The organism is Burkholderia sp. LK4, assembly GCF_001043615.1.
GTDB lineage: Bacteria > Pseudomonadota > Gammaproteobacteria > Burkholderiales > Burkholderiaceae > Burkholderia > Burkholderia cepacia.
Map to the genome: position 1 here is coordinate 144,901 of NZ_LDUL01000027.1, position 22,595 is coordinate 167,495.

Sequence of the window (22,595 nt, forward strand, 5' to 3'; positions counted from 1 at the left end):
TGTCGATCACGCAATCCGGCCGGGTGGTCGCTTCGCTCCGCTCACCTGCCCAACAGCTTCATGCACCGGCATCCGACATGAGCAAACGCCACGTCAGGCGTTTTCGCCCATCGTCAGGATGATCTTTCCGACGTTCACGGCCGACTCCATCCGTCGATGGGCAGCCGCGGCATCGGCGAGAGGAAACACGCTGTCGACGACCGGTTCCAGGCCCGCCCCTCCCGCAAAGCGGTCCAGCCAATGTTCACGAAACCGCCGGACCATTGCATGTTTCTCGCGCTGGTCGCGCGACTTCATCACCGTGCCGATGATTTGCAGATGACGGTACAGGATCTGCTCGAGGCTCACGCTCACGTCGCCGCCCCCACCCAGAATGCCGACCTGCACCAGCCGCCCTCCGTTTGCGAGCGATGCGATGTTCCGCGCGAAATACGGTGCACCGACGAAGTCGATAACCACGTCGACACCGCGCTTGTCTGTCTTGTCGGCGATGACTTCCGCGAAGTCCTGCGTCTTGTAGCCGATCGCATGGTCCACACCCAGTTGAACGATCCGTTCCAGCTTCGAAGCTTCGGCGGTCGCGAATATCGTCGCGCCGGTTGCGTAGGCCAGCTGCACTGCCGCGGAACCCACCCCGCCCGCCGCCGCGTGAACCAGCACCGAATCGCCATGCTGCAACCGGCCAAGATGCAACAACGCTTCGTGCGCAGTGACGAAGACTTCCGGTATCGCAGCCGCGTGCACGTAGTCGATCGTTGCGGGAATGGGCATCGCCATTCTCCAGTCGATGCGCGCCAGTTCTGCATAGGCCCCGCCGCCCACTACGCCCATGACACGATCACCGACCTTGTAACCCTGAACGGAAGGTCCGGTCTCGATCACCTCGCCGGCGATTTCGAGCCCCATGATCGTCGAGTCGCCGAAGTTCGGCCGGCCGTATCCTCCTCGCCGATGCGTAAGATCCGCGCGATTCACGCCTGCGGCATGGACGCGCACCAGCAGGTCGTCGGGACGAACCTCGGGTGCCTGGACCTCCGCGAGCTGGAGAACCTCGGCCTCGCCGAATTCGCTGAACGTGATGGCTTTCATTTCACACCTTCCTGCGTCGTGGATGAATGGCCGGCAACATCGTCGGACCGAGGTTGCGCGCCAAGCGTTGCCTGCGCCGCGGCGGATGCCGAGATCGCCGCGGGAAACCCCGCATAGAACGCGAGGTGAGTGATGGCCGCCGACAGCTCTTCCCGCGTGACACCGTTCGTCACGGCACGACGCAGGTGCGCCGGCAACTCGTCGAGATGGCCGCCCGCGATCAGCGCGGCGACGGTCACGAGGCTGCGGTCGCGCGGCGACAGCGCCGGGTCGTTCCAGATGCGCGGATAGAGCGTGTCGTCGACGAATGCCGAGAGCGTCGGCGTAAAGGCGCGTGCGGCTTCCCGCGGGCTGCTGAAATCTGCGTGAGACATGTCGATGCTCCCTTTAAACCTGGCTGATGAATTTGCGTGTCAGGTAATACTCGATGCCCTCGGCGCCGCCTTCCGAACCATGGCCGCTTTCCTTCATGCCGCCAAACGGGAGTTCGGTCGAGACGATGCGGTACTGGTTGATGCCGATCATGCCGGCTTCAAGACCGTCTGCCACATCGATGGCCGTGCGCGCACTGCTCGTGAACGCATAGGCGGAGAGCCCGTACGGCAACCGGTTCGCTTCGGCGAGCCCGTCGGCGAGCGCATCGAAGCGCATCAGCACCGCGATCGGGCCGAACGGCTCTTCGTGCATCACGCGCGCGTCCTTCGGGACGTCGGCCAGCACCGTGGGCTCGAAGAAGTACCCTTCGCCGTCGATGCGCTTTCCGCCGGCGAGAACCGTTGCGCCACGTTCCACCGCATCGGCGATGAGTTCCTCCATCTTGGCGAGCTGGCGCGGATTGGCCAGCGGCCCGACCTGCGTGCCCGCATCCATGCCGTTCCCGACCTTGAGCGCGTTGGCGGCACGCACGAAGTGCCCGACGAACGCGTCGTAGACTTCGCGCTGGATCAGGAAGCGCGTCGACGAGATGCAGATCTGGCCCGTCCCGCGAAAGCGGTTCGCCGCGCCTTCGACCGCGGCCTTCTCGACATCCGCATCGTTGAATACGAGGACGGGCCCGTGGCCGCCCAGCTCCAGCGTGATGGGCTTGACGCCTTCGGCTGCGCGCGCCGACAGCAGACGCCCGATCGGCACCGAGCCCGTGAACGTCACCTTCCGGATGACCGGGGAAGCGATCAGGTGCTTCGACACCTCGTCGGGCACGCCGAACACGACTTGAAGCACGCCCTTCGGCAAACCGGCGTCATCCAGTGCGCGTGCCAGCGCGAGCGCCGTTGCGGGGCTTTCCTCGCCGGGTTTGATGATGACGCTGCACCCGGCGGCGAGTGCGGCGGACAGCTTGCGCGCCGGGGTAATCGCCGGAAAATTCCACGGCGTGAAGGCGGCGACAGGCCCGATCGCCTGTTTCTTCACGAGCTGTTGCACACCCGGGCGGTTGGACGGCACCACGCGGCCGTCGATGCGACGCGCCTCTTCGGCGAACCATTCGAAATAGTCGGCGGCCCGCAGGACTTCGTCGCGGCTTTCCGCCAGCGGTTTGCCTTCCTCGAGCGTCATGACGGTCGCGATGTGCTCGGCGCGCTCGCGCATCAGCTCCGCCCCGCGCTTGAGAATGCGCGCGCGTTCGGCCGGCACGGTATTGCGCCAGACGTCGAACGCCTGGGCGGCGACCTGCAGGGCGCGATCCAGGTCGGCTGCCGTCGCCAGCGGCACGCGCCCGATCTCGATTTGCGTGGCGGGATTGATCACCGGCGCCGTTTCGCGTTCGCTCGCGCCGATCCATTCGCCGTTGATGAAAAGGTGAAGTGCGTCGTAACTGATGTCCATGGTATTGCCTTCTATGGTTAGGAATACGATTCAATATGTGTTCGCCGCGAGCCGGATAGGGGAACCGCGCCACGCCGTGTCGGGCCGAGCTCGGGTTTCAAACGTCCGTGTTCTGACTGCCTGACTTCGGGACCCAGTCTAGGGGTGAAGCCGGCGGCAACTTAGAGGGGCCGGAAAGAATGAATCTTGTCTCGGGAGAGAAAATCCCCTGCCGGCATGAGGGCATATTGAAAGGATGCGCAAAAACGACACGCTCTTGCGCGCTGACTGCATGGAACAGGCGCGCGCTCTATGATCACTGGCTCGCGCGGGCCGAAACGCAGCGATTCGACGAAAAATTCAAAACCAGGGTGCGTAATGGACAAGGTTCACACCATGTCGGTGTTTGCGAAAGTGGTCGAGATGGGCAGTTTCACGGCTGTCGCAAACCACCTCGATACGACGGTCGGCAACATTTCCCGAGCGGTCTCGGTACTCGAGGACAATCTCAATACGCGGTTGCTGCAGCGCTCGACGCGACGGCTCGTGGTCACCGATGCGGGGCGACGTTTTTACGAGCGCAGCGTTGCGATCCTGTCGGACATCGAGCAGGCAGAAGCGGAAGCCCGCGATGCGCTCCTGGAGCCGCGCGGTGTATTACGCGTGCACGCGGTTCCCGGATTGGGTCGTCGACTGGTTTCGCAAGCCGTGCTGGCCTATCGAAGCGCATACCCGGAAGTATCGGTCGATCTCATGCTGTCGCAGCGAATGCCGAATCTGCTGGAAGAGCAGCTCGACGTGGCGATCGTGATTGCGCGCACCCTGCCGGACTCGGCGTATGTGAGCCAGAAGATCGGTGCAAGCCACTGCGTTCTGGCGGCATCGCCCGATTATCTGGTACGGCATCCGGCTCCCGAATGCGTGGAAGATCTCGCCGATCACACGTGCGTGCTCCTCAGCACGGTCGATTACGCACCCGACGAGTGGCATCTGCAAGGCAGGGCCGGTGACGCGGTGTATCGTCCGACGGGATCGTACTTCGGTGTCAACGACATGGATGCCATGTCCACTGTGCTGCAGGAAGGCGCCGGAATCGGGCTGATCGCCGCCTTCTCGGCAATCGACGATTTGCGTAAAGGATCGCTCGTTCGTGTCCTGCCTCAATTCCACACCGCTCAGCGCAACGTGTATGCGATGTATTCGTCCCGTCAGTTCGTCGATGCGAAAATCAAACGGTTCATCGATGTACTGAAGGTGCGGGTAGGTGACCAGTTGAATGCGTATGCGGAGGAGCTCGCCATCACGGTCTCATGAGCCACTTCGCTGTCGGCATGGGTATCCGGTTTCGCGGTGCCGCCCTCCTCGCATTGAGCGTATGCGGTTGTGACACTGCCATTACGGCGGACCGACGAATCCGCATACCGTGCCGCTCGTGCCGGACTCGATGTGTCGCGACCGGTTCCCGATCCATTGCAGCCGTTCGCCGACGTTCCGCCAACGGCGTATGCGGCAATGCGCTGGTCGTTGGTGCCCTGACAGCGTTGGGCGACGCGTACCCGCATACGAGTGGTTACCGTATCCCCAACGGGCGCAATTTCAGGCCTCCTGGCGCTTGCGGCCTCATGTCTCTTCGACGACCGCGCGCGACGCCTTCGCACGGTGCGGGTTCGGATTCGGGTTGTGGTACAGCTTGTCCGCCGACGTTCCGCCCCACGAAGCGCCCGAAAAAAAACCGCCGGCTTCCACCGGCGGCCTTTCTTGTCCGACTTGCACGGCGCTTCAGCGCGCCGGATTCAGCGTCAGGTTCATGTGACGGTTCACGTCTTTGTACAGCAGGTAGCGGAAGCGGCCAGGGCCGCCCGAATAGCATGCCTGCGGGCAGAACGCGCGCAGCCACATGAAATCGCCCGCTTCGACCTCGACCCAGTCCTGGTTCAGGCGATAGACGGCCTTGCCTTCGAGCACGTACAGCCCGTGCTCCATCACGTGCGTTTCAGCGAACGGAATCACGCCGCCCGGTTCGAACGTCACGATGTTCACGTGCATGTCGTGGCGCATGTCGCTCATGTCGACGAAGCGCGTCGTCACCCATGCGCCGTTGGTACCCGGCATCGGGATCGGCTCGACGTCCTGCTCGTTGGTCACGAATGCTTCCGGCAGCGGAATGCCGTCGACGGCCTGGTAATGCTTGCGCACCCAGTGGAAACGCACCGCGGCATCGCTGACGTTGTGCAGCGTCCAGTCCGCGCCCGGCGGAATGAACGCGTAGCCGCCCGGCTTCAGCACGTGCTTCGTGCCCTGCAGCGTCAGCTCGGCTTCGCCTTCGACGACGAACAGCACGGCTTCGGCGTTCTTGTCCTGCTCCGGCTTGTCGCTGCCGCCGCCCGGGTTCACTTCGACGATGTACTGCGAGAAGGTTTCCGCGAAACCCGACAGCGGGCGGGCGATCACCCACAGGCGCGTGTTCGTCCAGAACGGCAGCCAGCTCGTGACGATGTCGCGCATCACACCCTTCGGGATCACCGCGTACGCCTCGGTGAACATCGCGCGATCGGTCAGCAGATCGGTCTGCGGCGGGTGGCCGCCGTGCGGCGCGTAATACGTTGTCTTAGACATAGTGCATCCAGGCAATGGGTTGGTCCGGCCCCGGGCGCCAACGGCATCGGGCGGCACGCATGCGCGTGGGGCACGCATGCGGCGGCGGGACATCGTTGCCGGGGTGGCTTGAAGGCGCATGCGCCTTCGTTCGGTCGGCCAGGCTTCGCGACGGGTTCGTCCGGTTCATCGGACGCAGCGGCCCATGTTTGTGTGGGGCCGGCGGCCGGGCCGTGGCGCTCGCGTTCATGCGGCGACGCGCGGCCGGCGGCACGGTTCGACGCCGTACGCGAGCATCGCCGACGATAGCGAAGTCGTTCGCAATCGACCAATTAAATGTTGCGATGGATTCCATTCGATTTCCCACTACCTGTCGGCACCCGCGATACGCGGTGACGGAGCGTGGCGCGACGGTCTGGCTATCCGGGAAATCCTGACGGGCGGGGCCGCGCAAACACACGTCGGCGGCGCTGGAGGCGCGGGTATGCAACTGCGGTCATGCCGGTCACGCACGCGGGTCGCGATACATCCGGTTACGCAGATTGGCGTGCGCCGAAGCGTGCAAGGCTACGAACCGCTCCGCACCGATCATGAGCCGTCGTCGGACCGGAACGGGGCAACGGGGCAGAACGCGGATCGAACGGGGGTCGAACGGAACGCCAAGGATGTCGACGCTGCGCGAACGCATTCCGTCGCGAGAGGCGGTGTAGCCGGGAAAACGGAGAAATGCTGCGAGGAGGGGAAACTGGCCGACCCGTCGATCGGGCATCCGGCCGCGGCTGGTGAAGCCGGAAAATGTTCGCCGGTCTGGCCGGCGATGGCGGCCCGGCAGGCCGCCGGGCCGAATCTCGCGTCGGAAACCGACGCCGTCTACGCGCCGGTGCGCGGTTCGCGCACCGTGCCGCGCGGGCGGCGATCAGTCCCAGTCGCGATGGTGACGATGCTTGCGGTGGCGATAACCACGATCGCCATGATCGCGCTCGTACGAGCTGCGCGACATGTTGCCGCCGAGCGCCGCGCCGGCGCCGCCGCCGACCGCCGCACCCAGCAGGCCGCCCGTGCGGCCGCCCATCGCGTTGCCTGCCGCGGTGCCTGCGCCGCCGCCGAGGGCGCCGCCGATGATCGCGCCGGTGCGCTCGCGACGGTTCGACGTCACCGCGCCGCCTGCGCCGCCGCCGATGGCGCCGCCGATCACCGAGCCCGTGCTGCCGCCGAGCGCACCGCCGACCGCTGCGCCGGCTACCCCGCCGAGCGCGCCGCCAAGCGCGTTGTTCATGTCACCTGCCAGGGCCGGCAGCGCAGTCGCGCCGGTCAGCGCGGCGACGACGAGAGCGGGGGCGATTTTCTTCCACATTCCCGTATTCTTCCTTGTTCGCAATCTGGTTATCGAAGGTCCGCTCGGTACGACGATCTGAATCGATCGACGTCGGATCCGGCATTGTGCCGAACCGCGGACCAATTCATTTCAATGAGCTTGCGGCGAAGAATAGCACCGGTCCCGCATCCTTGCCGTCGACATTCTGGTAACAAGTTGTTTACGAACAGGCGCCCCCAAACGCCCGCACCAGAATGCCCGCAAACCCGCGCCGGCATTGGCTCTGCCGAGGTTCCGGCCCTGCGCAGCGACGGGTCGCCCATGCGGGGCGTCGCCCGTTTGCGACACACGTGGCAACACATCGGGCACGTGTCGTGAGCGGGCCCGGAAACGACCATCCGGGAAAAATGAAGGGGGTCAGTACACGCCGGGCAGCAGCCGCCAGGTTCGCGCGCAATACGCGTCGTACTCGGCACCGAATTGCGCACGCAGCAGCGCCTCTTCGGAGCGGATACGCGCGACGAGCGGGATCATCGTCAACACGACCAGCAGCACGCCGACACCCGAGCGGAACGCGAGCGCCCAGCCGACCGAATTGACGAGCAGCCCCAGATAGCTCGGATTGCGGATGCGGCGGTAGACGCCGTCGGTCACGAGCGTATGGCCCGGCTGGATCGCGACGAGCCCGCTGAAGCGCTTGCCGAGCACGAACACGGGCCAGATGCGCAGCACGCCGCCCGCGATGTAGAGCGCAACGCCGGCCCAGCGCACCGCGTCGCCGCCGAAGGTCCAGAAGTCGAGCCGGTCGGTCAGCGCGGGCAGGTAGGCCAGCAGGAACCCGCTCACCGCGAACGCCGCGAGCACCCAGCGGTTGTCGCGGTTCTCGCGCTCGCCGCTGCTCAGGTTGCCTTCGGTGAACATCGCCGCGACGGCCATCGCGAGTGTCGCGACGACGACGACGGTCAGCGGCGGATGCGAGAAGAAGGCCGCGAACCCGCCGCTGCCGAGCACCGCGAGCCCGAGATAAACGAGCGTGGAGATGCCTGACAGGGCGGCGACCTTGCGGGTGACTGTCATGACTGCCTCGCCGGAGTGCGCTTTCCTGTGAAGTATAGGAACCGCGCGCACGCCGCGCAGCGCACCGCCGTCATGCAGCGCGCGAATCCGCGCGCATCGTCCGGCACAACGCCACGACCCTGGCCCGGGCGGCCGGGGCCCGCGCCCGGTGCCGGATCAGCGGATGCGGAAGTGGCCGCCGATCCCGACGCTGACAGGCGGCGCGTAATACGCCGGCGCATAACCGTAGTAGGCCGGCGCGGGCGCGTAGCCGTACGGCGGCGCGACGTAGCAGCCGGACAGGCCGCCGATCAGGGCAAGCGTGATGAGAAGTCTGGACATGGCTCGATTCCCGGCGCGAAAGACGAATGGCACCTCGCGAACGCCGCGTCGTCGCGAGGTGCGACGGCCGGCACGAAGAGGCAATCCGCCCTTCCTGTCGCTCGATGAAGCAATGCGCCGAGTCTAGCGCCGGGTCGGCCGGGACGAGTTTCGCCGCCGGTTACACGTGTTACCTCGCATGACCGCTGAAACAGACGAGGGCGCGGCGGCCGGCCGGTGTGCCGCCGCGCGCCGTGCCGCGTGCAATCGACGCGTTACACGAAGCGCGCGCGAATGCGCTGCGCGAGCGCTTCGAGCGTCGCCGCGTCGGCGATCTCGCGCGCGTGCATCCGCAGCTCGGCGCCCTCCCAGCGCGGGATCACATGGAAGTGCACGTGCGGAACCGTCTGGCCGGCTGCCGCGCCGTTGAACTGGCCGATGAACACGCCGTCCGGCTCGAGCGCCGCGCGCACCGCCGCCGCGACGCGCTGCGTCATGCGGATGCCGGCCGCGGCTGCATCGCCGGACAAGTCGAAGATCTGTGCGGCCGGCTCCTTCGGGATCACGAGCACGTGGCCGTCGGCCTGCGGCATCAGATCCATGATCGCGAGCGTCGTGTCGTCTTCCGCGACCTTCACGCAAGGCAGTTCGCCACGCAGGATTCTGGCGAACGGGTTGTTGTTGTCGTAGGGCATGTCGGTTTCCGATATCGGTTGGACTGGGAAAGCGGTAAAGCGGGAGTGCAATGCCCGACGATTATCGGCCGGCGACGGGTCGGATTTCAACTTGTCAGGCTCGCTCACGCTGGCGCTCGCATCGAACGGGCATCTCGTGACCGCGAACGGCGACGCGGTCAACGCCGCCCCGCAGCAGCCGAGCGAGATCGTCGAATTCACGGTGGACGGGCGCTTCGTCGCGCAAATGCAGGTCGACACCGTTCCAGGGGCCGCGTTCGGCCTGGCGTTCGGGCACGGCAGCAAAGGCCAGCGGCAATTCGCGGCCGTCGACGACAACACGAATATCGCGACGGTCCGGACCCTGCGCTCCGACGACAACAACACGCAGTGATGCGCCGCTTGAACGGGCCGCGCGCGGCCCGTTCGACATCCGCGATCGACACACACGATTCGCACATGCCGGGCCATCTGCGCGCTGTCGACGCTGCCCGGCATCGCCGCCCCTCGCGATTGCCACCGCCGGCCCGAACCTGCGACACTGCCGGTTCGTGTTCCGCCTTCAGACAACCGAGGACACCCGCGCATGACGATCCCCTTCAAGAAGCCGATCCTGCGCGGCGTCGCGCTCGCGGCCGTCGCCGCGATCGGCTACACGGGCTACATGCTGTCCCGGCTCGCGCCGGTCGCGACCGGTTATGCGGCGAAGGCGCTGTGTTCCGGCGTGTACGTATCGGGCCGCCCTGCCGCGTCCGTGATCGACGTCGACATCATGGCCGGCGTGCATCCGCTGCTGAAACTGGTCCGCCCGTCGATCGATCCCGACCGTCATCGCGCCGTGGCGACCTTCGCCGGCTTCGCCCGGCGCGAAGCCGACTTCCGGCCCGGGCTCGGCTGCACGCTCGCGATCGGGCCGTCGCCCGCCGCATTGCCGGCCGCGCTGGCACCCCTCCCCGATCCGCCGCCCGCGCAGCCCGCACCAGCCGCACCGTCCACGCCGCCGGCCGGCATCGACGCACGGAAACTGCAGACCGCGCTCGACCGCGCGTTCGACGAGCCCGATCCGGCACGACCGCGGCGCACGCGCGCGGTCGTCGTGATGTGGCGCGGCCAGGTGATCGCCGAACGCTATGCGCCCGGCTTCACGGCCGACACGCCGCTGCCCGGCTGGTCGATGACGAAGACCGTGACGGCCGCGCTGGCCGGCGCGCTCGTCGCGCAGCACAAGCTGTCGCCCGATACGTCGGCGCTGCTGCCCGAATGGCGCGGCAGCGGCGATCCGCGCGCGGCCATCACGCTCGACGAGCTGCTGCGGATGACGAGCGGCCTGCAATTCAACGAGGACTACGACGACCCGCTGTCCGACGTCGCGTTGATGCTGTTCACGCAGCCCGATACCGCGCGGTTCGCATCGGCGAAGCCGCTCGCGGCGACACCCGGCACGCAGTGGTCTTACTCGAGCGGGACGAGCGCGATCGTCGCGCGCGTGATGCGCGAAGCGCTGGGCGGCGGCGAGGACGACTACCTCGCGTTTCCGCGTCGCGCGCTGTTCGCGCCGCTCGGCATGCGCAGCGCGGTGTTCGAGCCCGATGTGTCGGGCACACTCGTCAGTGCGTCGTACATGTATGCGAGCGCACGCGACTGGGCGCGCTTCGGGCAGCTTCTGCTGCAGGACGGCGTGTGGGACGGGCAGCGGCTGCTGCCGGACGGCTGGGTACGCTACCTGACGCGCGCGACGCCGCAGTCGTCGCGCCAGGAATACGGCGCGCAGCTGTGGGTCAAGGTGCCGGAGCCGTTCAACGATCGCGATCCGCACGCGGTCGCGATGCCGGCCGACGCGTTTCATGCGGTCGGCCATGAAGGCCAGTTCGTGAGCGTGGTGCCGAGCCGTCAACTGGTGGTCGTGCGGCTCGGGCTGTCGCGGCCGGAATCCGCGTGGAACCACGAGGCGTTTCTTGCGCGCGTGCTCGACGCGGTGCCGGCGCCCGGCGCGTGACGACGGGTACGTGGATCGATGAATCAGGCGTGAAGCGGCAGCGATTGCAACACGGCCGCCTCACGCGCTACCGGCCGGCCTTACGGATTCGCGCTGCCCGCGTATTGCTTGAAGCCTTCGCGCGTCGCGAGACGTTCGATATAGCGCGACACCGCCGGCAATTCCGGATGCTCGAACGGCGTGCCGAACCAGCGGTTGACCGACAGGCCGATCGGAATGTCCGCGAGCGTGAACGTGTCGCCGGCCACGTATGCGCCCGTCTTTTCGAGCTGTGCGTTCAGCACCTGCATGTGCTTCGTCCAGCCTGCGATCGACTGCGCGATGCCGGCCGGATCCTGGTGATCGGGCGATTTCCGCACGAGGCCGAGGAACGCGCCGACCCACGAGCGGTTCAGGTCCGCGCCCTGCCAGTCGATCCATTGGTCGACCCGCGCACGCGCCTGCGGCTCGGCCGGATACAGCGCGTCGCCGCCGTAACGGTTCGCGAGGTAGCGGATGATCGTGTTCGATTCCCAGAGCACGAAATCGTCGTCCTTGATGACGGGCACGAGCGCGTTCGGGTTCAGCGCGAGATAGGCCGGATCGTTGGTCGTGCGAAAGCCCGCGCCCCAGTCTTCCTGTTCGAACGGCAGGTTCAGTTCGGTGCACAGCCACAGCACCTTGCGGACGTTGATGGACGGAATCTTGCCGAGGATGTGCAGCATGCAGTCTCCTTGTGAGGTCGGATGCGGAGCGTTCGGGGCGCACGACGCGCCACGAACGCATTCACGCCGAATTTAGCAGGTTTGCTCCGGGAACCTCCGTCCTTTTCCCCTGGGGAACTTCCTTCGGGGCACGGGCAGAGCGGTCAAACACGACCGCGAGGCAAACGGCAGGCCGCGTGCGCGAAATCTCCATGCGGCCGGTTCGTCAGGTCACGCAGCGCGTGCTCGGCCGTCGGGAACCGGAACATGAATCCGTCCTGATGCAGCCGCGCCGGCATCACCCGCTGCCCGTCTAGCAGCAGCTCGGCCATCTCGCCCATCGCGACGCGCAGCGGCGCGGCCGGCACGTGCAGCCAGGCCGGGCGACGCAACACCTTCGACACGACCTGCACGAACTCGCGCTGGGTCAACGGCGCCGGTGCGACCGCGTTGTAGACGCCGTGCATGCCCGCGTTCGACATCACGCGTGCAATGATCCGCAGCACGTCGTCCCGGTGTATCCAGCTCATCACCTGCGTGCCGTCGCCGAATCGCCCGCCCATCCCGAAGTAGTGCGGCAGCAGCATCGGGCGCAACGCGCCGCCGGGGCCGAACACGACGCCCAGCCGCAGCACCACCGTGCGCACGCCGTGGCATTCGAGCGGCTGTGCGGCAAGCTCCCACTGCCGGCACAGCCCGGACATGAAGCCGGTGCCGGCGCTGCTGCGCTCGTCGAGCCGCTCGTCGGCAGGCCGCACGCCGTAGTAGCCGATCGCCGACGCCTGGATCCACGTGCAGGGCTTGACCTCGGCGGTCTCGACCCAGCGCATCAGCGATTCCGTGACGCCGACGCGGCTGGCGAGCAGCACCGCCTGGCGGCGCTTGCTCCAGCGCGCGCCCAGCACCGGCGCCCCCGCGAGGTTGATGACCGTGTCGAAACGCTCGTGCGGCTGCAGTTGTCCGGCGGACGTCACGCTGCGCACACGGCCCTGAAACGAGTAGGCCGCGCGCAGCGGGTCGCGCGCCAGCAACGTGACCGTATGGCCCGCATCGAGCAGATGGTTCACGAGCGTTTCGCCGATGAAGCCGGTGCCGCCCGTGACGAGCACGTTCCCCGGCGGCTGCCCCGCGAACGGATTGGCGGCCGGCGCGCGTTGCGCGATCCGGCAGGCCGCGATTCCGTCGCGGATGCCCGATACCGTCACGCCGACGGCAAACACGCTCAGCAACCCGCCGCGCCAGCCGAGGTCGAGTACCTGAAGCGCGGTCGGCTCGTGCGCCCAGACGGCCAGCTGCATCGCGATCATCCCGAACAGCGCGCCGCCGTTGACGGCCAGCAGCGTGTGCAGCACGCGCTCGGTCGCCGGCAGCTTGCGGCTCTGGTCCTCGACGACGAAATCCCACAACGTCAGCACCACCTCGACGACCACCACTGCCGCGAGGGCCGCGACCCACGCGCCGTGAAAGGCGACGTTCGCGATCGACGCGAATACGAGACCGTAAAGCACGGAGCGCACCGCGTGAATCCCCAGCTCGAGCCGCGCGCGCGGGCTGTGCGGCAGATCCTGCGTGAGCTCGTGGTGATAGAGCGTATCGAATGCGCCCATCGCGCCCTGCACGATCAGCAGGTTGAGCGCCCAGTCGTAAGCAGGCAAGGTGTTCATGGTGTATCCCTTCTCCACAGCCACACAAGCGGCGGCACCATCGCAACGAGCGCCGCCGCGTCGATCGCCACGTGGCCCGATACTCGGGCCTGCAATGAAAACAGCATGTCCTGCGGCGCCCAGATCGACAGGCCGGCCAGCAGCCACCCCCACACCTCCCGCCGGCGCAGCCGGTTGCCGAGGTGGACAAGCGCCAGCATCCAGACCGACGCGCATTGCACCGTCGCGCCGATCAGCGACATCCACCAGACCTGCTGCGCGCGCGCCGGGCCGGGCGCCGTACCCGCCCAGAAATGCAGCTCGATGACGCGGTGATACGCGTCGAGCCACGGCGTGCCGGCCACCCACGGAACGGCGATGCCGACGAGCAGGTGCGCAAGCGCCGCGCCGTACATCCAGGTCACCACGATGCGGCGCATGTCATCGCGCGCGGGACGCTCGGCCGCGGGTTCGGCGGGTTCGGCGGCGCGGTCGCTATCGCATGCCCGCCCGTCGCACGCCGCTTCGGTGCGATAGCCGAGCCAGCGCGAAAGGGCGTGCCGGTTGCGCGCGACGCGGCGATACAGCGGTGCCAGCACGCCGCGCACGACCGGCACGCGAAGCAGCCGGACGAGCCAGCCGCGCCCGGTCAGCGCATGGGCGGCGAGGATGCCGTCCACCCCGGTCAGCATGCGTCCGTCCGGCAGACGCGCATGAAGCTCGCGATTCAGCGCGGGCAGGCCGACGCCCAGCGGCGCCGGGTCGAAGCCCGGCCCCGCGATATCGACGAAAGCCAGCCGCTGCTGCGCGTCGCGGGCACCGAGACGCCGTATCTGCGCGACACATAACGGACATCGTCCGTCGAAGTACAGCACCAGTTCACTTGATTCCATGATTCGCATTCCTTTTTGTTCTTGCGTGCATCGTGAATCGATCGACTGCTTTCCCGCACGCCGTACCGCCGCTCCCGTGCAGCGGCGGCCACGTGCTTACATCGGCTTGAGCACCATCAGGAAGTAGACGGACAGCATCGCGAAGAACGCCGGGTAACCGAGCAGTTCCCAGCGCTTCGCATAGCGCCAGTAGCGCTCCGGCAATGCGGCGTCGCCGTTCGCATGGGCGAGCTTCGCCATCGATGCAAGTTCGAGCTGGAGCCACACGACCGGCAGCCAGCACGCACCGGCGATCGCATACAGCACGATCGACGCGAGCAGCCACGGCGTATGCCACGGCCAGCCGGCGGTGTGCGCGAGCCAGAGCCCCGATGCCGGCTGGAAGATCACGGCCGGCGTCGTGAACCACCAGTCCGCGCGCACCACGAGGCGCGACACGGCCGCGATCGCGGGCACCGACTGCGTGCGGTTCGCGAAGAACAGGTAGAACGCGGTGCCGAAGCCGGTGCCGACCAGCAGCACGGAGGACAGGATGTGAAGCGCCTTGATGACGAGATAGGTATTCATGCTTGTTCTTCTTCTGAAAAAAGGATCAACAGGATCGCGAGAATCGGCACGTTCTTGAGCACGGGGCCGAACGGCTCGGCGAGCAGCGCCGGCATCGTGACCGCGATGACGGCCGAGTACGCGACGATCAGCGCCGCTTGCGCCGCCCACAGGCGCCGTGAAGGCGCGACGACGGTCGCGATGCCGAACGCGAAGTCCAGCGCGCTGGCCGCGTACAACGCGATCAGCGCGGGCAGCCCCGTCAGGTGCGCAGGCGCGAGCAGCGCGAGGCTCGCGGGCAGCGGATGGATGAATGCGCTGGCGATGGCCGTCCAGATCCACACGATCGCGAGCGCGCCGCGCAGCAACGGCCGACGCCACATCGCCAGCGCGTCGCGACGCAGCGCAACGGCTTCCGTGCCGATGAAGCCGTCGATCCCGAGCGGCGGCCGGCCGAGCACGGTCGTGACGGCGGACGGATCGCCGGTGTTCCCGCCACGCAGCATCGTCCACGTGTCGCGCGTGAACATCGCGCCCGGCAGCGTGCCGAGCAACGCGGCCGCCGCGCCGGCCAGCGTGCCCGGCAGCGTCACGCGGGCGGCCGGCGGAAATCCCAGCGCGGCACGGTAGCGGGCCAGCACCTCGCGGTATTCGACTTCGTCGTTGCCGACCACGTCCATCACCGCGCGGCCGGCCGCCGACGTATCGCCCGGTTGCACGACGAGCCGCGCGACGACTTCGGCGAGATCGTCGATGTGCACGGGGCGCAGCCGCTGACGACCGCCCGCCGGCAGCACCTGCACGGGCAGGCTCGCGAGCATCCGGAAAAACCGCGCGGACGCGCCGTCCGTGCCGTAGACGAGCGCGGGCCGCACGATCCGGAAGTCGATCGGCAGCGTCTGCAGGAAGCGGTCGGCGGCAAGCTTGCTGGCGAAGTAGCGCGTGCCGCCGCGCTCGACGCCGAGCGCCGAGATCTGGATCACGCGCCGCACGCCGGCGCGGCAGCACGCGGTAAAGAGTGCGCACGGTGCTGCACGGTGCACGGCGTCGAGCGTCGCGCCGCGCCGATCGGCGAGGATGCCGACCGCATTGATCACCACGTCGACGCCCTTCAGCCGCGCGAGCCACGCATCGGGATCGATGTCGGCGGCGAAGTCGATCGCGACGTCGCACGGGCCGGCCGCGTGCCGCACGCCGCGCAGCACACGATGGCCGCCGGCTTCGAGCTGCGCGCACAGTGCCCGCCCGATGAAGCCGTTCGCGCCGCACACGAGGACCGTCATGCGGCGCGCCCCGGTGCGGCCCTGCGGGCAGGTCGACGGCAAGACAGCGTTCATTTTCATCCTCCACTTACAGTTATTTCTGTACAGACAGAAATAACAATCCCAAAAAAAGCGGGCTGCCTGCCCGCACTGCGCGTCACGCTTACTTCGACGGCTTGCGCCTGACCGTCTGGCTGATCTTCGCGCCGATGCCGAGCGCCTTCATCAGCGTATCGGGCTTGAGCCGCAGCATCTCGTCCGACCAGGTCGTGAGCGTCTCGACGAACTGCAGCGTGTCGCGGATGCGCTGCTCGGTCTCGCGGCTCTCGTTCGCGATCTCCGGATTCGTCAGGCAATCGCGCAGCACCGTGAGCGTCGGCTCGATCTCGCGCTGCCGCCGCCCTTCGACGATCAGCTTGAACAGTTCCCAGATGTCGGTCGACGTCTCGAAGTGGTCGCGGCGGTCGCCCAGCACATGCACGACCTTCGCGAGCCGCCACGCCTGCAGCTCCTTCAGGCTCGTGCTGACGTTGGAGCGCGCGACGTTGAGCGTCTCGGCGATCTCGTCGGCCGCGATCGGCCGGCCGGCCAGATACAGCAGCGCGTGGATCTGCGAGACGGTGCGGTTGACGCCCCACCGCGAGCCCATTTCGCCCCAGTGGAGAATGAATCGTTCGGCAATCGGTGTGAGTTCCATGGCGTGAAATTTAGGCATTTCAGTTATTTCTGTCAAGAGAGAAATAACTGGACGATCCGCCGGGTTCCGGCCGCGCCCGCCCGCGATCGGCCGCTTCCATTACAATGCGCGGGATTTTTCCGATTTCAGGCCGTTTCTGCCTTTCTGACTAGAGGGTTTCCATGATCATCAAACCGCGCGTGCGTGGCTTCATCTGCGTGACGACTCATCCGGTCGGCTGTGAAGCCAACGTCAAGGAACAGATCGACTACGTGACTTCGCACGGCCCGATCGCCAACGGCCCGAAAAAGGTGCTCGTGATCGGCGCGTCGACCGGCTACGGCCTCGCCGCCCGGATCTCGGCCGCCTTCGGCTCGGGTGCGGACACGCTCGGCGTGTTCTTCGAGCGCGCCGGCAGCGAAACGAAGCCGGGCACGGCGGGCTGGTACAACAGCGCCGCGTTCGAGAAATTCGCCGCCGAAAAAGGGGTCTATGCGCGCAGCATCAACGGCGACGCATTCTCCGACAAGGTCAAGCAGGTCACGATCGACACCATCAAGCAGGATCTCGGCAAGGTCGATCTCGTCGTCTACAGCCTCGCGGCACCGCGCCGCACGCATCCGAAGACGGGCGAAACCATCAGCTCGACGCTCAAGCCGATCGGCAAGACGGTCACGTTCCGCGGCCTCGACACCGACAAGGAAGTGATCCGCGACGTCACGCTGGAACCGGCGACGCAGGAAGAGATCGACGGCACCGTCGCCGTGATGGGCGGCGAGGACTGGCAGATGTGGATCGACGCGCTCGATGAAGCCGGCGTGCTGGCCGACGGCGCGAAGACGACCGCGTTCACGTATCTCGGCGAGCAGATCACGCACGACATCTACTGGAACGGCTCGATCGGCGAAGCGAAGAAGGATCTCGACAAGAAGGTGCTGTCGATCCGCGACAAGCTGGCCGCGCACGGCGGCGATGCGCGCGTGTCGGTGCTGAAGGCCGTCGTCACGCAGGCAAGCTCGGCGATCCCGATGATGCCGCTGTACCTGTCGCTGCTGTTCAAGACGATGAAGGAAACCGGCACGCACGAAGGCTGCATCGAGCAGGTGTACGGGCTGTTCAAGGACAGCCTGTACGGTGCGACGCCGCACGTCGACGAAGAAGGCCGCCTGCGCGCGGACTACAAGGAGCTCGATCCGCAGGTGCAGGCGAAGGTCGTCGCGCAGTGGAACCACGTGACGAACGACAACCTGTACGAGCTGACCGACTTCGCCGGCTACAAGACCGAGTTCCTGCGCCTGTTCGGCTTCGAGATCGCCGGCGTCGACTACGACGCGGACGTGAACCCGGACGTGAAGATCCCCGGCATCATCGACACCACGGCCTGACGGCCCGGCCCGCCGCCCGTACCGCACACGCGGCGCGGGAGGCGGGTTCGAGGTTCCGGCGGCGTCAACGCGGCGCCGGTTCTTCCAGATAGACGCCCGACGACAGCGTGGCCTTCACCTGCCGCGTGAACTCGTCGGTCGACACTTCTTCTTCCCCTGCTTCGATCGCTTCGTACGCCTGGCGCACGACGTCGGCCGGCGTCGCCTTCGGCACGTCGAGGCCGGCCGTCAGGTCGGTATCGATGAAGCCGGCATGCAGCCCGACGACCTGCGTGCGCTGCTCGCGCAGCGAATGGCGCAGCCCGTTGGTCAACGCCCACGCGGCCGATTTCGACACGCCGTAACCCGACAGGATCGGCCGGTTCACCCAGCTCGCGACGGACAGGATGTTCAGGATCGCGCCGCCGCCATGGCCGGCGAGGATGCCCGCGAACGCGCGCGACATCGCCAGCATCCCGAACACGTTGGTTTCGAAATGGTCGCGCAATGCGTCGGTCGCACCGTCGTCCGTCAGGCTGCCGAGTCGCGCGATGCCCGCATTGTTGATCAGCAGCGTGACGTCGCGCGCCGCGTCGGCCGCCGCAGCGACGGCCGCCGGATCGGTCACGTCGAGCTTCACCGGCACGACGCCCGGCAGCGTCACGGTGGCCGGATCGCGCGCCGCCGCGTAGACCTTGCGCGCCCCTCTCGCAAGCGCCTGCTTCGCGAACTCGAGCCCGAGCCCGCGATTCGCACCCGTGACGAACACCACTGCACCTTCGATCTTCATGACGCTTCCTTTCGCATGATGAATCGCATGCGCGCCGGCTCGCCGCGCGCGTGAGATCCGGTGAAAAACCAGGCTGCCATTGCGTTCCGAACCGGTACGCCGCCGGCAGGCGGCAAGCCGCCCGTTGCCCGATACACGTGCCCCGGCGGCGCCCAAGACACCGATCGATCGCCATCGGCTGTTCCGGCAGCGGCTTTGCACCCTCCGCCAAGTCGGCTACACTCGATGTCAATGTCGATCACCATTGTCTTTGCCGTGCATTGTGTTCACGCAGTCCGTTCATGTCAATGGTGGTCGCCATTGTGATTTTCAATCGACGCGATCGGCAAAAATCAGGGAGGAATCGATGGGCGTTTCAAGACAGCAGGCTGCCGAGAACCGGAGCGCGATTGTCGCGGCCGCCGAGCGGCTGTTCCGCGTGCGCGGCGTCGACGCGGTCGGACTCACGGAGCTGATGAAGGAAGCCGGCTTCACGCAGGGCGGCTTCTACAACCACTTCAAGTCGAAAGACGCGCTGGTGGCCGAGGTGATGGAAAAGGCCATGCAGGACCGCGCGGATTCGCCGAACGCCGGCAGTCTCGACGCGCAGGTGGCGTCGTATCTGTCTGCCGCGCATCGCGACAACGTCGAGGCCGGGTGCCCGCTGTCCGGTTTCGCGGGCGATGCGCCGCGACTGACCGATGCGGCGCGTGCGTGCTACGCGCACGGCCTCGCCACGTATCTCGACCGGCTGGAACGGATGGTGGCCGTCGAAGGCGGGACACCGGCGCAGACGCGTCGCGACGCGATCGCCGTCTTCAGCCAGATGGTCGGCGCGCTCGTGCTGTCGCGCGCGATCGCCGGCACCGAGCCCGCGCTGGCCGACGAAATCCTCGCGGCGGGGCGGGACGCGCTCACCGCCGGGCGCGACGATCCGTCCGCGCCGGCATGACGGGCAGACGGCGGGGCAAGACGGCGCGCGCGGCGCCCTTGCCCCGCGCTATTCGACCGCCCGCGCGGCCTCCCACAGCGGCTGCCCGCCCAGCGCCGCATGCCATGCGTCGAAACGCGTGCGCCACGCTTCGAACGGCTCCGCCAACGGATGGCGCGGATCGTCGCTGAGCGAATACGCCATCCCTTCGATCAGCCAGCGCGGCTTGGTCACGACGGCCAGGTTGCCGAGCACTTCCGCCTGACGGTGATGGATCAGCTCGTGCGCGAGAAAGTAGGTCTGCCAGCCGCGCGGTGCGACAACCACGCCGAAATTCCCGAGCGTCAGCGCCGCGCGCTGGCCGAGGCCGAATGCATCGGCGCACGCGCGGGTCGAACAGAACACGACGCGCGGCGCCTCCCGGAACGCGCCGACGGCTGCCGCCGCGCGCGCATAACCGTCGCGATAGAGCTGCCGTGCGTCGCCGAGCCTCGCGGCATCGTCGGTGCAGAGATCGGCGCTCGGGCACGACACGCCGGGAACCAGCACAGGCGCGACGACGCGCAGCGGCTTGACCAGCGCATACGCGGCAATCGGCAGCGCGACAAGCAGGCCCGTGAGGGCGTAAGCGACATGGGAGCGTTTCATCGAGGCGGGGTTCCGGGGCGTGCAGCTGAAATCTTCCTGCGTGACTATATCGGACTGGCGACGTCTCCGGCCCTGCCAGATTCCCGGACGGGGCGCGGTCGCCCCGGGCCCTGCGCTCGCCGCGACCGGGGAGACAAGCGCCGGAGCGACGGGATGCATCGCGCGCCCCGTTACGCGAGTTGCTTGTGGAAATACGTCGTCGCGCAGGGCGTGCCGTCGGGCATCAACGCATAGTTCGGCACGACGCCGACGCGCTGCCATCCGGCCCGCTCGTACAGCCGCTCGGCGTCGCCGCCCGTCACGGTATCGAGCACGAGCACGGTCTTGCCGGCGTCGCGCGCGGCCGCGTCGGCCGCCGCCATCAGCCGCCCAGCGATGCCCTGCCGGCGCGCGTGACGCGACACGAGCATCTTCGCGATATCCGCACGATGCGGCTGGTTCTCCGGCTGCGCGGTCACGACCTGCACGGTGCCGACGATCCGGCCGGCCGCGTCCTCGGCAACGAGCAGGATGCGCTCGCCGTTCGCGACGCCGTTGGCGACGTGGGTCCAGAACGCGACGGCGGTCGGCCGCCCGATCGGCAACATGAAGCTGACGGACGCGCCGCCCTCGACGCAATCGATCAGCACGTCGGCCAGCGCATCGACGCAGGTCATCGCTTCGCCCGCGTCGATGCGGCGGACGGTAACGGATTCGGTCATGCCATCTCCGGGAGTCAGGTGGCCCGCCCGCACGGGTTCGGCGGGCGGCCGGATCGGAAAGAACACCGGCCGATCGTCGCGGCTCGCGCAACGACAGCAGGCATGCGGCAATACCGCGCCCGGTCGGCGCGTGTTACCGCCCCATCATCCTACGCGACGAAAATTTCCGTTGCATCGCCGTTCCCATTGCCTACACTTAGCCACATGGCTAACTTTCAACCCGGCATCAGCGACGTGTTCCACGCCCTCGCCGATCCGACGCGCTGCGCGATCGTCGGCGCGCTCGGCCAGGGCGAGCGGACCGTCTCCGCATTGGCCGAGCCGTTCGACATGGCGCTGCCGTCGTTCATGAAGCACGTGGCCGTGCTCGAGCGCAGCGGCCTCGTGCAGACCCGGAAATCCGGCCGCTCGCGCACCTGCACACTGGTCGGCAGCCGGCTCGCCGAGGCCGAGGCATGGCTCGCCGCGCAACGCGCGCTATGGGAAGCACGATCCGATCGTCTCGTCGAATTCGTCGAACGCCGTCACCAGGAGGAGCACGATGTCAGCCAGCCCCGTCGACCCCGCTGAAGCCCACGATCTCGTCATCACGCGCACGTTGCACGCGCCGCGCCACGCGTTGTGGCGTGCGTGGACCGACCCCGAACTGCTGAAGGAATGGTGGTGCCCGAAACCGTGGACCACCGAAGTACGCGCATTCGACCTGCGTCCGGGCGGCGCTTTCCACACGTTCATGCGCGGCCCCGACGGCGGCACGAGCGACAACCCCGGCTGCTTCCTCGAAATCGTGCCCGAATCGCGCATCGCGTTCACGTCGATGCTCGGGGGCGGCTGGCGGCCGCAAGTGCCGTGGATGGGGTTCACGGCAGTCGTCACGATGGCCGACGACGATGCGGGCAGCCGCTACGAGGCGCGCGTGATGCATCCGGACGCCGCCACGCGCGAGCGCCATGAAGCGCTCGGCTTCTTCGAGGGCTGGAACACCTGCATCACGCAGCTCGACGCCTTCGCGGCCGCGCTGCGCTGAGCGCGGCCGGGTGCGCGATCATTGCATGCCGCCTCGCGCGCGCCTAGGATTCCTGAAGGAAGCGCGACGACACGCCGGCCCGCCGGCGTGCACCGTCGCGCGCGCTCCGCGGGAGGCAACATGTTGCACACGCACACGCATTCGACCCGGGTCAGCCGGCACCTGAACGCCCCGCGCGGGCGCGTCTACCGTGCGCTGCTCGATCCGCACGCCGTCGAACAATGGAAGGTGCCCGACGGCATGACGTGCCGCGTGCATGCGTACGACGCGCGCGAAGGCGGCGCGCTGCGCGTGTCGCTGAGCTATGACGCACCGTCGGCCGGCACCGGCAAGACCACCGCGCGCACCGATACCTATCACGGACGCTTCGTCACGCTCGTGCCGGACGAGCAGATCGTCGAGATCGACGTGTTCGAAACCGACGATCCGATGCTGCGCGGCGCCATGACGATCACGATCACGCTGTCCGACGAAGCGGGCGGCACGCGCGTGGACGCCGTGCACGACGGGGTGCCGCCCGGCGTGCCGGCCGCCGACAACGAAACCGGCTGGCAAATGGCGCTGGCGAGGCTGGCGGCGCTGGTGGAGGCGAAGTGAGCAAGC

General features: G+C 67.5%; 24 protein-coding genes and 1 pseudogene. 8 read left to right on the plus strand and 17 right to left on the minus strand.

Features of this window, described 5'->3' with window-relative positions; all coding sequences use genetic code 11:
* Positions 1–93: 93 nt before the first annotated feature.
* Genes VK92_RS14455 through VK92_RS14465 form a run of 3 tightly spaced genes read right to left on the minus strand, consistent with a single transcriptional unit; the run spans position 94 to position 2,913 of the window.
* Positions 94–1,089, minus strand: coding sequence for an NAD(P)H-quinone oxidoreductase (locus tag VK92_RS14455; RefSeq protein WP_048023504.1), 996 nt, complete (start codon positions 1,087–1,089; stop codon positions 94–96).
* Positions 1,086–1,463, minus strand: coding sequence for a carboxymuconolactone decarboxylase family protein (locus tag VK92_RS14460; protein WP_021164021.1), 378 nt, complete (start codon positions 1,461–1,463; stop codon positions 1,086–1,088). Before VK92_RS14460 ends, VK92_RS14455 begins: the two co-directional genes overlap by 4 nt.
* 13 nt (positions 1,464–1,476) lie before the next feature.
* Positions 1,477–2,913 carry an NAD-dependent succinate-semialdehyde dehydrogenase gene (locus VK92_RS14465; RefSeq protein WP_048023506.1) on the minus strand — a complete coding sequence of 479 codons (1,437 nt, stop codon included), beginning with the start codon at positions 2,911–2,913 and terminating at the stop codon, positions 1,477–1,479.
* 357 nt (positions 2,914–3,270) lie between these two features.
* On the opposite strand from VK92_RS14465, the gene VK92_RS14470 reads away from it, so the two are divergent.
* Entirely contained in the window at positions 3,271–4,206 is a 936-nt protein-coding gene (locus tag VK92_RS14470; protein ID WP_048023508.1) for a LysR family transcriptional regulator, read from the plus strand.
* A 465-nt stretch (positions 4,207–4,671) separates the two neighbouring features.
* Here VK92_RS14470 and VK92_RS14475 read toward each other — a convergent pair whose 3' ends face one another.
* The 5 genes from VK92_RS14475 to VK92_RS14490 all read right to left on the minus strand — a co-directional run bounded on the left by VK92_RS14475 (position 4,672) and on the right by VK92_RS14490 (position 8,874).
* Entirely contained in the window at positions 4,672–5,508 is an 837-nt protein-coding gene (locus VK92_RS14475) for a bifunctional allantoicase/(S)-ureidoglycine aminohydrolase (RefSeq protein ID WP_048023509.1), read from the minus strand.
* Positions 5,509–6,403: 895 nt separating this feature from the next.
* Complete coding sequence (locus VK92_RS14480; RefSeq protein ID WP_027790397.1) at positions 6,404–6,841, minus strand: hypothetical protein; 438 nt, start codon at positions 6,839–6,841, stop codon at positions 6,404–6,406.
* Positions 6,842–7,219: 378 nt separating this feature from the next.
* Positions 7,220–7,879, minus strand: coding sequence for a methyltransferase family protein (locus VK92_RS14485; RefSeq protein WP_048023511.1), 660 nt, complete (start codon positions 7,877–7,879; stop codon positions 7,220–7,222).
* 156 nt (positions 7,880–8,035) lie between these two features.
* Positions 8,036–8,200: a hypothetical protein gene (locus VK92_RS42455; protein WP_165589125.1), complete on the minus strand. Its 165-nt coding sequence runs from the start codon at positions 8,198–8,200 to the stop codon at positions 8,036–8,038.
* Positions 8,201–8,454: 254 nt separating this feature from the next.
* Positions 8,455–8,874, minus strand: coding sequence for an HIT family protein (locus VK92_RS14490; protein WP_048023513.1), 420 nt, complete (start codon positions 8,872–8,874; stop codon positions 8,455–8,457).
* Between the two features lie 88 nt (positions 8,875–8,962).
* On the opposite strand from VK92_RS14490, the pseudogene VK92_RS14495 reads away from it, so the two are divergent.
* Together VK92_RS14495 and VK92_RS14500 are read left to right on the plus strand one after the other, a co-directional pair.
* Positions 8,963–9,247 (plus strand): annotated as a pseudogene (locus VK92_RS14495) (hypothetical protein); the annotation flags it as partial.
* Between the two features lie 192 nt (positions 9,248–9,439).
* Complete coding sequence (locus VK92_RS14500) at positions 9,440–10,849, plus strand: serine hydrolase domain-containing protein (protein WP_048023516.1); 1,410 nt, start codon at positions 9,440–9,442, stop codon at positions 10,847–10,849.
* 80 nt (positions 10,850–10,929) lie between these two features.
* Here the strand turns inward: VK92_RS14500 and VK92_RS14505 are convergent, their stop codons facing one another.
* The 6 genes from VK92_RS14505 to VK92_RS14530 form a co-directional block, all read right to left on the minus strand.
* Positions 10,930–11,553 (minus strand): glutathione S-transferase family protein, encoded by a 624-nt coding sequence (locus tag VK92_RS14505; protein ID WP_021159929.1) that lies wholly within the window; start codon positions 11,551–11,553, stop codon positions 10,930–10,932.
* A gap of 143 nt (positions 11,554–11,696) precedes the next feature.
* The gene (locus VK92_RS14510) at positions 11,697–13,196 is read right to left on the minus strand and encodes a TIGR01777 family oxidoreductase (RefSeq protein WP_048023518.1); all 1,500 of its coding nucleotides are present in this window, start codon (positions 13,194–13,196) and stop codon (positions 11,697–11,699) included.
* Entirely contained in the window at positions 13,193–14,068 is an 876-nt protein-coding gene (locus tag VK92_RS14515; protein ID WP_048023520.1) for a thiol-disulfide oxidoreductase DCC family protein, read from the minus strand. Before VK92_RS14515 ends, VK92_RS14510 begins: the two co-directional genes overlap by 4 nt.
* A 96-nt stretch (positions 14,069–14,164) precedes the next feature.
* Entirely contained in the window at positions 14,165–14,635 is a 471-nt protein-coding gene (locus VK92_RS14520; RefSeq protein ID WP_021159932.1) for a DUF2269 family protein, read from the minus strand.
* Positions 14,632–15,951 carry an SDR family oxidoreductase gene (locus VK92_RS14525; RefSeq protein WP_048023588.1) on the minus strand — a complete coding sequence of 440 codons (1,320 nt, stop codon included), beginning with the start codon at positions 15,949–15,951 and terminating at the stop codon, positions 14,632–14,634. The genes VK92_RS14520 and VK92_RS14525 overlap by 4 nt, the downstream gene beginning before the upstream one ends.
* A gap of 88 nt (positions 15,952–16,039) precedes the next feature.
* A complete protein-coding gene (locus VK92_RS14530; RefSeq protein ID WP_011353812.1) occupies positions 16,040–16,573 on the minus strand; it encodes a GbsR/MarR family transcriptional regulator in 534 nt (177 codons plus the stop codon).
* 161 nt (positions 16,574–16,734) lie between these two features.
* On the opposite strand from VK92_RS14530, the gene fabV reads away from it, so the two are divergent.
* Positions 16,735–17,937: an enoyl-ACP reductase FabV gene (fabV, locus tag VK92_RS14535; RefSeq protein WP_021159934.1), complete on the plus strand. Its 1,203-nt coding sequence runs from the start codon at positions 16,735–16,737 to the stop codon at positions 17,935–17,937.
* 64 nt (positions 17,938–18,001) lie between these two features.
* On the opposite strand, the gene VK92_RS14540 is transcribed toward fabV, so the two are convergent.
* Complete coding sequence (locus VK92_RS14540; RefSeq protein WP_048023522.1) at positions 18,002–18,706, minus strand: SDR family oxidoreductase; 705 nt, start codon at positions 18,704–18,706, stop codon at positions 18,002–18,004.
* 346 nt (positions 18,707–19,052) lie between these two features.
* Here VK92_RS14540 and VK92_RS14545 point away from each other — a divergent pair, with 346 nt between their 5' ends.
* On the plus strand, positions 19,053–19,637 hold the full coding sequence (locus tag VK92_RS14545; RefSeq protein ID WP_021159936.1) for a TetR/AcrR family transcriptional regulator: 585 nt from the start codon (positions 19,053–19,055) through the stop codon (positions 19,635–19,637).
* A gap of 48 nt (positions 19,638–19,685) precedes the next feature.
* Here VK92_RS14545 and VK92_RS14550 read toward each other — a convergent pair whose 3' ends face one another.
* Positions 19,686–20,264 carry a membrane protein gene (locus tag VK92_RS14550; RefSeq protein ID WP_048023523.1) on the minus strand — a complete coding sequence of 193 codons (579 nt, stop codon included), beginning with the start codon at positions 20,262–20,264 and terminating at the stop codon, positions 19,686–19,688.
* Between the two features lie 170 nt (positions 20,265–20,434).
* Entirely contained in the window at positions 20,435–20,965 is a 531-nt protein-coding gene (locus tag VK92_RS14555; protein WP_042975362.1) for a GNAT family N-acetyltransferase, read from the minus strand.
* Between the two features lie 204 nt (positions 20,966–21,169).
* Here VK92_RS14555 and VK92_RS14560 point away from each other — a divergent pair, with 204 nt between their 5' ends.
* The 3 genes from VK92_RS14560 to VK92_RS14570 all read left to right on the plus strand — a co-directional run bounded on the left by VK92_RS14560 (position 21,170) and on the right by VK92_RS14570 (position 22,589).
* A complete protein-coding gene (locus tag VK92_RS14560; protein ID WP_048023525.1) occupies positions 21,170–21,535 on the plus strand; it encodes an ArsR/SmtB family transcription factor in 366 nt (121 codons plus the stop codon).
* Positions 21,507–21,992, plus strand: coding sequence for an SRPBCC family protein (locus VK92_RS14565; RefSeq protein ID WP_048023526.1), 486 nt, complete (start codon positions 21,507–21,509; stop codon positions 21,990–21,992). The genes VK92_RS14560 and VK92_RS14565 overlap by 29 nt, the downstream gene beginning before the upstream one ends.
* Before the next feature lie 120 nt (positions 21,993–22,112).
* Positions 22,113–22,589 (plus strand): SRPBCC family protein, encoded by a 477-nt coding sequence (locus VK92_RS14570; protein WP_048023590.1) that lies wholly within the window; start codon positions 22,113–22,115, stop codon positions 22,587–22,589.
* The last annotated feature ends 6 nt before the right edge of the window (positions 22,590–22,595 follow it).